Annotated in this window: 14 protein-coding genes; 7 read left to right on the forward strand and 7 right to left on the reverse strand. The window is 46.2% G+C overall.

Annotated features, from left to right (window positions below; all coding sequences use genetic code 11):
* Positions 1–36 precede the first annotated feature (36 nt).
* The 6 genes from punR to Q4Q49_RS00645 all read left to right on the forward strand — a co-directional run bounded on the left by punR (position 37) and on the right by Q4Q49_RS00645 (position 3,452).
* On the forward strand, positions 37–939 hold the full coding sequence (gene punR / locus Q4Q49_RS00620; protein WP_011846842.1) for a DNA-binding transcriptional activator PunR: 903 nt from the start codon (positions 37–39) through the stop codon (positions 937–939).
* 410 nt (positions 940–1,349) lie between these two features.
* On the forward strand, positions 1,350–2,009 hold the full coding sequence (locus Q4Q49_RS00625) for a Bax inhibitor-1/YccA family protein (protein WP_012587690.1): 660 nt from the start codon (positions 1,350–1,352) through the stop codon (positions 2,007–2,009).
* Positions 2,010–2,078: 69 nt separating this feature from the next.
* Positions 2,079–2,468: a sulfurtransferase complex subunit TusD gene (gene tusD / locus Q4Q49_RS00630; RefSeq protein WP_012089235.1), complete on the forward strand. Its 390-nt coding sequence runs from the start codon at positions 2,079–2,081 to the stop codon at positions 2,466–2,468.
* A 14-nt stretch (positions 2,469–2,482) separates the two neighbouring features.
* The gene (tusC, locus tag Q4Q49_RS00635) at positions 2,483–2,839 is read left to right on the forward strand and encodes a sulfurtransferase complex subunit TusC (protein ID WP_311998369.1); all 357 of its coding nucleotides are present in this window, start codon (positions 2,483–2,485) and stop codon (positions 2,837–2,839) included.
* Positions 2,839–3,120 (forward strand): sulfurtransferase complex subunit TusB, encoded by a 282-nt coding sequence (tusB, locus tag Q4Q49_RS00640; RefSeq protein ID WP_006081641.1) that lies wholly within the window; start codon positions 2,839–2,841, stop codon positions 3,118–3,120. Before tusC ends, tusB begins: the two co-directional genes overlap by 1 nt.
* Entirely contained in the window at positions 3,114–3,452 is a 339-nt protein-coding gene (locus tag Q4Q49_RS00645; RefSeq protein WP_006081642.1) for a TusE/DsrC/DsvC family sulfur relay protein, read from the forward strand. The genes tusB and Q4Q49_RS00645 overlap by 7 nt, the downstream gene beginning before the upstream one ends.
* A 144-nt stretch (positions 3,453–3,596) precedes the next feature.
* Here the strand turns inward: Q4Q49_RS00645 and Q4Q49_RS00650 are convergent, their stop codons facing one another.
* From Q4Q49_RS00650 to lrp, 7 genes are all read right to left on the reverse strand, one after another.
* Entirely contained in the window at positions 3,597–3,719 is a 123-nt protein-coding gene (locus Q4Q49_RS00650) for a hypothetical protein (RefSeq protein WP_006081643.1), read from the reverse strand.
* Between the two features lie 19 nt (positions 3,720–3,738).
* A complete protein-coding gene (gene serS, locus Q4Q49_RS00655; RefSeq protein ID WP_311998370.1) occupies positions 3,739–5,025 on the reverse strand; it encodes a serine--tRNA ligase in 1,287 nt (428 codons plus the stop codon).
* Positions 5,026–5,043: 18 nt separating this feature from the next.
* Complete coding sequence (gene crcB, locus Q4Q49_RS00660) at positions 5,044–5,418, reverse strand: fluoride efflux transporter CrcB (RefSeq protein ID WP_006081645.1); 375 nt, start codon at positions 5,416–5,418, stop codon at positions 5,044–5,046.
* Complete coding sequence (locus tag Q4Q49_RS00665; protein WP_311998371.1) at positions 5,411–6,742, reverse strand: replication-associated recombination protein A; 1,332 nt, start codon at positions 6,740–6,742, stop codon at positions 5,411–5,413. The genes crcB and Q4Q49_RS00665 overlap by 8 nt, the downstream gene beginning before the upstream one ends.
* 8 nt (positions 6,743–6,750) lie before the next feature.
* Complete coding sequence (lolA, locus tag Q4Q49_RS00670) at positions 6,751–7,377, reverse strand: outer membrane lipoprotein chaperone LolA (RefSeq protein ID WP_259509825.1); 627 nt, start codon at positions 7,375–7,377, stop codon at positions 6,751–6,753.
* Positions 7,378–7,433: 56 nt separating this feature from the next.
* Positions 7,434–10,187 carry a DNA translocase FtsK 4TM domain-containing protein gene (locus Q4Q49_RS00675; protein ID WP_311998372.1) on the reverse strand — a complete coding sequence of 918 codons (2,754 nt, stop codon included), beginning with the start codon at positions 10,185–10,187 and terminating at the stop codon, positions 7,434–7,436.
* Between the two features lie 344 nt (positions 10,188–10,531).
* Positions 10,532–11,038, reverse strand: coding sequence for a leucine-responsive transcriptional regulator Lrp (gene lrp / locus Q4Q49_RS00680; RefSeq protein WP_006081649.1), 507 nt, complete (start codon positions 11,036–11,038; stop codon positions 10,532–10,534).
* A gap of 179 nt (positions 11,039–11,217) precedes the next feature.
* On the opposite strand from lrp, the gene ald reads away from it, so the two are divergent.
* Positions 11,218–12,333, forward strand: coding sequence for an alanine dehydrogenase (gene ald / locus Q4Q49_RS00685; RefSeq protein WP_006087493.1), 1,116 nt, complete (start codon positions 11,218–11,220; stop codon positions 12,331–12,333).
* Positions 12,334–12,486 lie beyond the last annotated feature (153 nt).

Consider the following 12,486-nt stretch of genomic DNA (forward strand, 5'->3'; position numbering starts at 1 on the left):
TGCTATCAATTATTTTCATTGGAACGGACGTCAGCTATGCTCTCAGAACAAGCGCTAGAACTCATAGATATTGTGGCTCGTGTAGGAAGTTTCACCGCGGCGGCGAATCGGCTGCATAAAGTGCCCTCTGCCGTGAGCTACGCGGTCAAGCAAATAGAAGAAGAACTCGGCGTCATTCTTTTCGAACGTCATCATCGCAGCGTAACCTTAACCCCTGCGGGTGAACATTTTGTTAAGCAAGCCAGAACCTTGCTTACGCAGATGGACGAGATGAAGCGTGGCACGCAGCGCGTAGCAAACGGTTGGCAACCGACCTTGTCTATCGCGCTGGATAATATCGTCCGTGCCGATAGGATCAGTGTATTGATTGCTGACTTCTACCGTCATTTCCATGATATTGAATTGATTATTCGCATTGAGGTCTTTAACGGGGTTTGGGAAGCGCTCGCCACGGGCCGCAGTGACATTGCAATTGGTGCAACAACCGCAATTCCGGTCGGCGGCGTGTACCAATATAAAGACATGGGCGATATTGAGTGGGCTTTTTTAGTCAGCAAAAATCATCCATTGGCCAATATCGACCGTCCGCTAAGCGACGATGAGCTGCGCCCTTTCCCCTCGATTTGCCTAGAAGACACCTCTCGGGAAATTCCAAAACGTATGACTTGGTTGCTCGAAAATCAACGTCGCCTTGTTGTCCCCGATTGGATCCGCGCCATTAACTGTTTCCGCGAAGGTTTAGGCGTTGGTTATATGCCAGTGCACTTAGCAAGTGTGTTTATTAAAGCGGGTGCGCTGGTTGAGAAACAACTGGAAAATCCTAAGCAGACCAGCCCTTGTTGTCTCGCGTGGAATGCCGACAAGATGTCACCTGCGCTCGCTTGGGTGCTGGAATATCTGGGCGATACTGAAAAATTGCATAAAGAGTGGCTGGCTTAAGCTTGGTTTAAACTCAATATGCTGATCTAGTCCTTATACTTGGCATTGAACTTGTCTTTGAAATCGGCATTGAACTTAACATTGAACTTGAAATTTGCTGTAAGTGCTCCTAAGTTCAGCAGGCCTATTTATCAAGCCCATTAAGTTTTAACCAAGCATTCATGTGCTTAGTGGATAAAGATACGGATGCAGCCATCTCAATCCTAAACGCTTAGCACTTAAGATTGATATGTGAGATGAGGCAAAATTTTTAAGATTAACAATTTGTTATTCATGGTTCTATGACTTTCACCCGTATCTCAGGTACGGTATCATGAATGCAGTTAAGTTCGTTTTAGGATTTTACGGGAACTTAGTGTGCTGTAAAAAATCAAAATGATCAGTTTGGAAATGTGTCAACGGAGATCAACATGACCCAAGAAACCTTATATTCGACAAGTGCGTCAACACTGGAAGTGAACAAACTTCTTAAAAACACTTATATGCTGTTGTCTATGACATTGGCCTTCTCTGCCCTGTGTGCTGGCTTGGCAATGGCATTAAATATCAGTCCATTAGTCTCCATTGGCTTGTCCATTGGTGGCCTAGTGCTGTTGTTTGTGACCTTACGTAAAGCCGAGTCTGCAGCGGGTATCTTCTGGGTATTTGCCTTTACTGGTATGGAAGGCGCTTCACTGGGCTACATGCTGAATCACTACGCTGGTATGGCAAACGGTCCACAGCTAATCATGCAAGCACTGGGGTTAACGTCAGTGATTTTCGTTGCCTTATCAGCCTATGCGGTGACCACTAAGAAAGATTTCTCTTTCCTACGTGGGTTCTTGTTCGCTGGCTTGATTGTGGTGATTGCCGCTGCCGTAATTAACATCTTTATGGGTAACAGCATTGCCTTTATGGCGATTAACGCCGGTATTGCATTATTGATGACAGGTTTTATCCTGTTTGATACTAGCCGTATTGTGAACGGTGGCGAGACGAACTACATTCGCGCAACTATCTCATTATACTTAGATTTCTTAAACCTCTTCATCGCGCTGTTGCACCTTATGGGCATAGGCAACGATGACTAATCCTAGTTAGCGATTTTTAGCTTAACTTGCGTTAGAATGGCCCTACTTTTAGGGCCATTTTTATTTTAAATGAGCAAATTTATTATCCAAGTGAACGGGCCCGCTTATGGCACGTCGGCGAGTGTTAACGCCTTACGCTTTTCCCAAGCTGCACTTTTGGCTGGGCATCAGATTATCTGTGTGTTTTTTTATCAAGACGGCGTGTATAACTCCACAGATTTAAGCTTACCCGCCTCCGATGAAAACGATGTGATCAGTGATTGGAAACAGCTCGCGCAATCTCATCAGCTCCCGTTAGTCAATTGCGTTTCAGCAGCGCTGCGCCGTGGGATTGTGAGCAAGCAAGATGCCAGCGAGAATGGCCTGAGCCACTGGAATGTGGGCGAGTCATTTATCATGGGCGGTTTAGGCGAGCTTGTCACCGGCATTGAATCGGCCGATCGTTTGATCAGTTTTTAACTCTCAGGGTGACTATGAAAAAATTGTGTATCCTATTTCGCTGTTCGCCACACGGTACTGTTCGTGGCCGCGAAGGTTTAGATCTCGCCCTGCTGAGCGCCAGCTTTGAGCAAGAAGTAAGTTTAGTGTTTGTCGATGAAGGTGTGCTGCATTTGATTAAAGATCAACAGCCAGAGCTTATCGGCGCTAAAGATTACATCTCCACCTTTAAAGCACTGCCGCTGTACGATATCGACTCGGTATTTGTCTGTAAGCAATCCTTAGCCGACTACGGCTTAAGCCATGGCTTACTGTCAGTTCCTGTTACTGTGGTCAACGATGAGGCCATCGCTGCCCATTTAAAACAGGTTGATGAGGTCTTAGTATTCTGATGATTTTACATCATATTCAAACATCTCCCAGCCGAGATAGTGCGTTGAAACTCTGCTTACGTTACGCCTGTAAGGAAGATGCGATTCTACTATCGAGCGATGGCGTGAACGCGTTACTGCTGCGTCAATGGGCAATGGCATTATCGCCCTTCAAGCTCATGGTCTTAAAAGACGATGTCGTCGCTCGCGGCCTATCTGAGCGTTTAAAGAACGTGACGCTCATCGATTACAATGAGTTTGTGGCTCAATCATTACTCCATGACAAGGTGATAACATGGTAAATCCATTGCAATTTAATGGCGCAGAAATCGCCCGTGACCATCAAGGTTATTTAAAAGATCTCAACGATTGGCAACCGGATATGGCTTTACTATTGGCGGCAGAAGAGCAAATCGTGCTTACGCCCGCCCATTGGGAAGTGATTAATTTTGTTCGCGATTTTTATCTTGAATACAAAACGAGCCCTGCTATTCGCGTATTGGTCAAAGCTATTGGCCAAGCTTTAGGGCCAGACAAAGGCAATTCAAAGTACTTATATACCTTGTTCCCTATTGGCCCAGCAAAACAAGCGACCAAAATTGCGGGCCTGCCAAAGCCAGCTAAATGCATTTAATCGTATAGGTTAAGTCATCACACTTAACTCAATATCGAACGTAAGCGTCAAATATGAGCATTGAACATAAACATGGCACAAACAAAAAAGGCATGTTCCCTTGGGAAACATGCCTTTCTTTTTACTTGAACAAAGTTAATAGGGTTATTTGACGTTTTCTAACACAACCCAGACGGCTTTGCCTATGGTCGCCAACATCACCGCAAAAAATACAGCAATGACAGCGGTATAGGAAAGCCAACGGAGATAGCGCTGGCCTTTATCCATAGTATTATTTTGCGTTCCATTAGCCTATTTGAGTCAAGCCGCCCATGTAGGGACGCAGCACTTCTGGGATTGTGATACTGCCATCGGCATTTTGATAGTTTTCTAAAATAGCCACTAAGGTACGACCCACAGCTAAACCGGAACCGTTTAAGGTATGCAGTAACGCGGGCTTATTGTCTACTTTCACGCGGTAACGTGCTTGCATACGACGGGCTTGGAAATCCTTCATGTTTGAGCAAGAAGAAATCTCACGATAAGTGTTTTGTGCCGGTAACCAGACTTCGATGTCGTAGGTTTTGCTTGAGCCAAAGCCCATATCACCAGTACATAAAATCACAGTACGGTATGGCAGACCTAAACGTTGCAATACAGTTTCAGCATGACCTGTTAGCGCTTCGAGCGCCGCCATTGAATCTTCCGGCTTAACGATTTGCACCATTTCAACTTTATCGAACTGATGCTGACGGATCAGACCGCGAGTATCTTTGCCGTATGAGCCCGCTTCGCTGCGGAAACATGCGGTATGCGCGGTTAATTTAATCGGCAGCTCGTCTTCATCAACAATGCTATCGCGCACTAAGTTGGTTAATGGTACTTCTGCGGTTGGGATCAAGCTCAACCCCTGACCTTCTTCGGTGGCAGGTTTCGTGTGGAACAAGTCTTCACCAAACTTAGGTAGTTGACCTGTACCCAGTAAGCTTGCTTCGTTAACCAGTAACGGCACATAGGCTTCGGTATAACCGTGCTCTGTGGTGTGCAAGTCCAGCATGAACTGACCAATGGCGCGGTTTAAGCGAGCAACTTGGCCTTTCATCACGATGAAACGTGAGCCAGTGATTTTCACTGCATTTTTAAAATCTAAACCGTTTAAGCCTTCGCCTAAATCGATATGATCTTTAATTGGGAAATCAAACGTGCGTGGCGTACCCCAGCGGCGAACTTCAACGTTCTCCGTTTCATCGGCACCGATTGGCGCGGATTCGTCTGGCAGGTTTGGCATTGACATGGCAATGGCATTCACTTCTTCAAGCACGGCCGCCAGTTCAATCTTTTTGGCATCCAGCTGTGAACCTAAATCGCCCACTTGCGCCATGATCGCTTCAACATCTTCACCACGGGCTTTAGCTTGGCCAATGGATTTGGAGATGGCATTACGCGACGCTTGTAATTCTTCGGTAGCCACTTGCAGTGACTTACGCTTTTCTTCTAATTGAGTGAGGTGAGCTATGTCTAAAATAAAGCCACGGGTGGCCAGTCGCTCAGCGGTAACTTCTAATTCGTTGCGCAAAAATTTAGGATCTAACATGTGATATATTCTTAATAGTTAAATGCGAGAAAAAACCAGTTGCTGACCTAAGTACACCATGAATAAACATAGACTTAGATTCAACACCACATTCAAAGTCGCCTTCAGCCAATCTCCTTCTTGCAGCAGCAATAAGGTTTCATTAGAGAAAGTCGAAAACGTTGTCAAAGCGCCCAACAGGCCGATACCGATCAGCGCTTTGAGTTCTGGGCTGATATGACTCATTTGCCCCAGTGCGTAAATTACGCCCATTAAAAATGAACCGAGGACATTAACCAACAGTGTACCAAAAGGAAAACTGCTGCCAAATACTTGGATCATGAATATTGAAATAAGATAGCGAAAAACAGCCCCAATTGAACCACCTAGCGCCACAAGTAAGAGATTATTCATATCTTTTGTGCTCGCTGGCTCGATCTAACTGGGCTAATTGCGCCAACTTATCTTTGATTCGCTTCTCGAACCCTCGCTCAGTCGGAAAATAAAACTGCGCTGTTTGCAGGGATTCGGGGAAATAATTTTCACCACTGGCATAGGCATTGGCTTCATCGTGGGCATATCGATACCCTGCTCCCATGCCAATGTCTTTCATTAACTGAGTCGGGGCATTGCGTAAATGGTGCGGCACTTCGACTTGCCCAGTATCGCGAGCTAACTCACGCGCGGCCTTAAATGCGGTATAGACAGCGTTACTCTTAGGCGCGCTGGCAAGATAAACGATGGCTTGTGCTATTGCTCGTTCACCTTCGGCTGGTCCAACACGGTGAAAACAATCCCAAGCATTAAGCGCTATGGTCATCGCCGCAGGATCGGCATTGCCGACATCTTCAGAGGCAATTGCCAGTAAGCGCCTTGCGACATACAGCGGATCGCCGCCGCCTTCTAATATTCGACAAAACCAATACAGCGCCGCATCGGGTGCTGAACCGCGGATTGATTTATGGACGGCTGAGATTAAATCGTAAAACTGATCGCCGTTCTTATCGAATCCGGCAACTTGGTGCCCCGCCACTTGGATCAACATATCAGTGGTAAAGGTGCCACCGTCGATGAGCATATCACTCATCAACTCAATAAGATTTAACGCTTTACGGGCATCACCATCACAAAGTTGCGCCAGTGTGGTGAGCACATCGGTTGGCATCACAAATTGGCGTTGGCCTAAGCCGCGCTCGGTATCGCTTAAGGCTTGAGTCACTATGTGGGCGATCTCATCATGGCTTAAGCGCTTGATAAGATAAACCCGTGCCCGCGAGAGCAGCGCATTGTTGATTTCAAAGGATGGGTTTTCAGTGGTCGCACCGATAAAAATCACAGTGCCATCTTCAATAAATGGCAGAAAGGCATCCTGCTGGCTCTTATTGAATCGGTGGACTTCATCGACAAACAATAACGTACGTTGACCACGGGATTCAGCCACGGCTTTCGCTTGCTCAATCGCCGCGCGAATATCTTTGACGCCAGAGGTGACCGCAGAGATGCGTTCAACGTGGGCATTTGAATAATGTGCTATTAATTCGGCTAAGGTCGTTTTACCTGTGCCCGGCGGCCCCCACAACATCATGGAATGGGCGCGTCCCGCTTCCAATGCTTTGCGTAGCGGCTGGCCTTCACCCAGTAAATGGGCTTGACCTATGTACTCGGCGATCGTTCTTGGCCGCATACGTGCGGCCAAGGGACGAAAGTCGGGGGCGAAATTAAAGGATAAACTGCTCACGCTATCGCCTAGTGCGCTGTTTTACGACGTTGATCATCAACATCGACATTGTCAGGCAGCACAAAGCTGAACAGCGCTTTGTCTTTATCAGTAATCGCTTGCTGATTGCTCAAATCAAATTGGCTCAAGTTACCTTTGTCATCGGCAACATTAAAGTTGGCTAACTGGGCATTTTTGAAACACACCTTGACGGACAATATGCCCGAATCAATCGCTTTAGGTTTGATCTCATAGCAGTCTTGTTGCTTGGTCACTGAATACTGTGACCAAGTGGCATCGTCGCGGTGGACTAACAAGGCGATAGGCGAAGCATTGATTGCCTCGGCAAAATCCATGATGACCACTTCTTCGGCGAAGGGATTGTAGATCCATAAATCTTTACCGTCAGCGACAATTTGCGATTCATCGGGCTGAGTTAAATGCCAATAAAACTGATTAGGATACGCCAAGGCAAAAATACCAGAACCCGTCTGAATGATCTTTTTATTGACGTCAGTGACGGTTTGTTTGAAATCGGCTTTTAGTGAAGCAGTACCAATCAACTTGTCTCTTAACTGCTGCGCATCATCGGCAAACACGGCCGCGCTAAATAGCAAAGGTGAAGCTAACAACACAGCGCATAATCGTTTTTTCATTTTATTCCTTACCCTGTAAAACCCTTGGGTGTATCAAAGCCACGCCTCAGCGCGGCTTAATAATGTTTTGGTGCCGGCGGCGCTAAGACTTCACGGTTACCGTTGTGGCCTTGAGCCGAAACGATACCTTGGGCTTCCATCTGTTCAATAATGCGCGCTGCACGGTTATAACCAATCTTAAATTTCCGCTGTACGCTTGAAATCGAGCCACGACGGGTTTCAGTCACAAAGGCGACGGCTTCATCGTAGAGTGGATCGTATTCTTCATCGGTTTCTGCAGTTTCCCCCGGAAGTAAGACTTGCTCACCATCGCTGGCACCATTGAGAATTTCATCGATATATTGCGGTTTACCACGGGCGCACCAATCGGCAACAACGCGGTGAACTTCATGGTCATCAACAAAGGCGCCATGGACACGGTTTGGAACCGCGGTACCCGGTGGCAAGAACAACATATCCCCCATACCGAGTAAGGTTTCAGCACCCTGTTGATCTAAAATGGTGCGCGAATCGATACGCGATGATACTTGGAACGCCATACGTGTCGGAATGTTGGCTTTAATCAAGCCAGTAATCACATCCACTGACGGTCTTTGGGTTGCTAGGATCAAATGTATGCCTGCGGCACGCGCTTTTTGGGCGATACGGGCAATCAACTCTTCCACTTTTTTACCGACAATCATCATCATGTCGGCAAATTCATCGACCACGACAACAATCGATGGCAGCTTATCTAACGCAGGCGCTTCAGGCTCCATGCTGTCGGATGACTTCCACATAGGATCTAAAATCACTTCGCCATTGGCTTTCGCCTCAGCAATTTTAGCGTTATAGCCCTTGATGTTACGCACGCCCATCATAGACATCAGCTTGTAGCGGCGTTCCATCTCGCCCACACACCAACGCAGTGCATTGGCGGCTTCTTTCATATCGGTAACCACTTCACAGAGCAAATGCGGAATACCTTCATAGACAGAGAGTTCCAACATTTTGGGATCGATCATGATAAAGCGCACATCTTCTGGGCCAGACTTATACAGTAAGCTGGTGATCATCACGTTTACGCCCACAGACTTACCAGAACCAGTGGTACCCGCAACTAATAAATGCGGCATTTTACCAAGGTCAACCACCACAGGATCGCCGGCAATATCTTGACCTAACACCATAGTTAAGTTGGATTTACTGTCGGTAAAGGCGGCGCAATCTAACACATCGCGCATAAACACGGTTTCACGGAATTTATTCGGCAGTTCGAGTCCGACATAAGCCTTGCCTGGGATAACTTCAACCACGCGCACACTTTCAGCCAGCAGTGAACGGGCTAAATCCTTCGACAGATTAGAGATTTTAGACGCTTTAACGCCAGGCGCTAATTCTAATTCGAAGCGCGTGATCACAGGACCTGGATACACCCCCACCACATTGGCGATAATGTTGAAATCGGCTAACTTCACCTCAACCAAACGAGCGACTTGATCCAACTCTTCTGGGCTGATCGGGTTTTTCTTACGATCTGGCACATCAAGCAAATTGATGCTGGGTAACGGGTCCATTGGTTTCTTCGGAGCTGGTTTATCTTCTTGTCCCGGTAACACCACAATGCCATCCACAATCTTCGCTTTTTGATCTTGCTTCTTACGCTGGGCTTGATTCACGGCGCCCGTTGAGGCTTTTGTATCAAAATCAATGATGTCATCATCGGTAAAGCCTAAGCTTTCATCGTCATCTTCCGCCAAGGTTTGGCTGTTAAACACAGGTTCATTGTCGTCGTGATCGAATGAATGAGAATTGAAATCGGCTCTTTCTTGCTCATCATTTCTTGCATGTTGAGGTTCAGCTAACCAAGGTGGCGCTTCAAAATTGCCATGGGCGGCAAAATCCTCTTGATCGATTTGAGGCTCAACCCTTTGTGCATTTTTGCTTTTACTGCCATTCAAACTCAAAATTTTTGCAAGGGCAGATAGCTTGGTTTTTTGTGGTGCAATTTCGTCAGTATTAATGCTTTCGGTAATAAACCCTTCATCTGCGGCAGTAGACAGGGTTGGGGTTATTTCGGCTCTGCGGCCAATATGACGTTCACGTACCTTTGGCGTGGCAACGACTGGCGGCTTCTCAAGCACGTATTGTGATTCGCGGCGCTGTTTAAACTTGTCGACCACAGACATAAAACCACGGGTATCTTCGGTTTCACGCTCACGTTTCATCGCTTGCGGTAATAATTTAAGTTTCTTATAAATCCAAATAGAGATTAAGCCGATTTTCTCGACCACGGTCAGCCAGCTGATCCCCGTCAACAGGGTAAAGCCAGAACCTAAGAAGCACAGCAGCAATAAGGTGGTGCCGAGTTTATTAAAATACGGCAGCATGGCTTGGCCGATCACATCGCCCGCCACCCCGCCTGCCGAAAACTCGTAGATATTGTTAGCGTTCATACTCGCCAACGCAGAAAACCCAAGGATGATCAGCAAAAATCCAATCAATCTCAGGGCCACTGAAAAGTAATCAACTTCGAGCAAATGATGGGCGCGTTTGAACAGCAGCCAGCCGGTTGACGCGACAATGATTGGCATGATGTAAGCCGTCACGCCGAAGAAATATAACAGAATATCGGCTATCCAAGCCCCTACTGCTCCGGTCCAGTTTTTAATATCGCCTTGAAAATGCGACTGACTCCAACCAGGATCAGACGGACTAAAACTCGTCAATGCGAGTAAAATATAAGTGGCGAGGACACAACAAATGATGAGTCCGCCTTCCAGCAGACGTTGCAGGCCAGTGAGCGTGCGTACACTATTTCCTTGAGACAAACGACGTAATCCATAAAAAGTGAAAACAGGTGGCCTAACGATACCAGAATCCCACTAAATGTGGAGCACATTAGCCTGTTTTTCTGTGCAGAATTGGCCATGATTGGCAAAAATTAACCTATTGGGGTGTTTAAGTGTGCTTTTGGAGAGGAATGAGTTATTACACAAACACTTCCGTTAACAACTCTGCTTAAAAATGCCACAAAAATAAGCCCCTAAGTTGGCGAACTTAAGGGCAATGACAAGGTTAGTTGTAGTAGATGTTAAACGGGATAGTTGTGCTGACTTGAACAATAAATAAGGGGCCTAAGCCCCTTATTGTAAAACCAAACAATCAGGGTAATTTAGATATCTGAGAGTAGATGATTTATCGCTACGCGACTGGTGTGTTTAACCTCTTCCATCACGACATAAGTGCGCGTGTCGGAAACGGAAGGTAATTTCAACAAGGTTTCACCTAACAAGCGACGATAAGCCGACATATCTGAAACACGAGTTTTCAGTAAGTAGTCAAAATCGCCTGAAACCAGATGACATTCTTGAATGTCGTCGAGTAACTGCACTGCACGGTTAAACTTATCAAACACTTCGGGAGTATCACGGCTTAAGGTGATTTCCACGAATACCAGTAGGGATGCACCCAGGAAATGAGGATTGACCAATGCGGTATAGCCATTGATATAACCTTGCTTTTCGAGTCGTTTCACTCTTTCTAAACACGGAGTTGGACTAAGTCCGACTCTTTTTGATAATTCCACATTAGAAATGCGGCCATCAAGTTGTAATTCGTTAAGAATGTTGCGATCGATGCGATCCAAGTCTTTTACAGGACTCTTTTTATTATATGCCATTTATTTAACCTTGCTTTATCACTAAAACAACATTTTATTCTACGTATGCCGAAAGTTCAGCAGCATAAACTGCGTCGCCGATACTATACTAGATATCCCTGAATTAATCACGTTCAGGTCACGATAAAATAACAATTATGCCCATTAAAAGTGGGTTTTCAGGCAATTGAGGCTCAAAGATGATTATTGGTGTTCCCAAGGAAATTAAAAACCACGAATATCGTGTCGGTATGGTTCCTTCTAGTGTTCGCGAGTTAGCGATCAAAGGTCACGAAGTTTTTGTAGAAACAAATGCTGGCACAGGTATTGGTTTTTCAGATCAAGATTATATTGATGCTGGCGCCACAATTTTAGCGACTGCTGCTGAAGTTTTCGCTAAAGCGCAGATGATTGTAAAAGTAAAAGAGCCTCAAGCAGTTGAACGCGCTATGTTGCGTCACGATCAGATTTTATTTACTTATCTGCATCTTGCGCCAGATTTACCGCAAACTGAAGATTTAATTAAAAGTGGTGCCGTATGTATCGCTTACGAAACTGTGACTGACGACCGTGGTGGCCTGCCCCTACTTGCCCCAATGTCAGAAGTTGCTGGCCGTATGTCCATCCAAGCTGGCGCTATGGCATTAGAGAAATCTTCTGGTGGTCGCGGTATGTTACTGGGCGGCGTACCAGGTGTTGAACCTGCTAAAGTCGTGATCATTGGCGGCGGTATGGTCGGTACTAACGCTGCACAAATGGCGGTTGGCATGGGTGCAGATGTGGTTGTACTTGACCGTAGCATTGATGCACTGCGTCGCTTAAATGTGCAATTCGGCTCTGCCGTAAAAGCCATTTACTCTACTGCCGATGCAATTGAACGTCATGTTATTGAAGCCGATCTTGTGATCGGTGGCGTACTGATCCCAGGTGCTGCGGCACCCAAATTGGTTACCCGTAGCATGATTTCACGTATGAAGCCGGGCAGTGCCATCGTTGACGTAGCAATCGATCAAGGCGGTTGTGTTGAAACTTCACACGCAACCACTCACCAAGATCCGACTTATATCGTTGATGATGTTGTGCATTACTGTGTGGCGAACATGCCAGGTGCGGTTGCTCGTACTTCAACTTTCGCACTTAACAATGCAACGCTACCGTATATTCTTAAGTTAGCTAACTTAGGCTATAAAGAAGCGCTGTTGCAAGACAAGCACTTATTGAATGGCTTAAACGTGATGCACGGTAAAGTGGTCTGTAAGGAAGTGGCTCACGCCCTGAACTTAGCGTTCACCTCTCCAGTTTCATTACTGGCATAAGCGTTTAATTAGCTTAAGCTTTCGATGTAACATTGCGTTTGCTTTATCTAGCAAATAATCCAAATCGGCCTCGACTCTCTTGAGGCCGATTTTTTATTGGCCAGAACCAAAGCTCAAGCATGCGAATCGATAATCTCCCGTATCCAAACTTGT

The sequence above is a fragment of the Shewanella sp. SP1S1-7 genome, from assembly GCF_031932105.1.
Lineage (GTDB): Bacteria > Pseudomonadota > Gammaproteobacteria > Enterobacterales > Shewanellaceae > Shewanella > Shewanella baltica.

Bases quoted from the DNA above. Each gene is read 5' to 3' on its own strand.
- ald (WP_006087493.1), top strand. From the start codon at position 11,218: ATGATTATTGGTGTTCCCAAGGAAATTAAAAACCACGAATATCGTGTC.
- Q4Q49_RS00625 (WP_012587690.1), top strand. From the start codon at position 1,350: ATGACCCAAGAAACCTTATATTCGACAAGTGCGTCAACACTGGAAGTG.
- tusB (WP_006081641.1), top strand. From the start codon at position 2,839: ATGATTTTACATCATATTCAAACATCTCCCAGCCGAGATAGTGCGTTG.
- serS (WP_311998370.1), bottom strand. From the start codon at position 5,025: ATGTTAGATCCTAAATTTTTGCGCAACGAATTAGAAGTTACCGCTGAG.
- lrp (WP_006081649.1), bottom strand. From the start codon at position 11,038: ATGGCATATAATAAAAAGAGTCCTGTAAAAGACTTGGATCGCATCGAT.
- lolA (WP_259509825.1), bottom strand. From the start codon at position 7,377: ATGAAAAAACGATTATGCGCTGTGTTGTTAGCTTCACCTTTGCTATTT.
- Q4Q49_RS00650 (WP_006081643.1), bottom strand. From the start codon at position 3,719: ATGGATAAAGGCCAGCGCTATCTCCGTTGGCTTTCCTATACCGCTGTC.
- crcB (WP_006081645.1), bottom strand. From the start codon at position 5,418: ATGAATAATCTCTTACTTGTGGCGCTAGGTGGTTCAATTGGGGCTGTT.
- tusC (WP_311998369.1), top strand. From the start codon at position 2,483: ATGAAAAAATTGTGTATCCTATTTCGCTGTTCGCCACACGGTACTGTT.
- punR (WP_011846842.1), top strand. From the start codon at position 37: ATGCTCTCAGAACAAGCGCTAGAACTCATAGATATTGTGGCTCGTGTA.
- tusD (WP_012089235.1), top strand. From the start codon at position 2,079: ATGAGCAAATTTATTATCCAAGTGAACGGGCCCGCTTATGGCACGTCG.
- Q4Q49_RS00645 (WP_006081642.1), top strand. From the start codon at position 3,114: ATGGTAAATCCATTGCAATTTAATGGCGCAGAAATCGCCCGTGACCAT.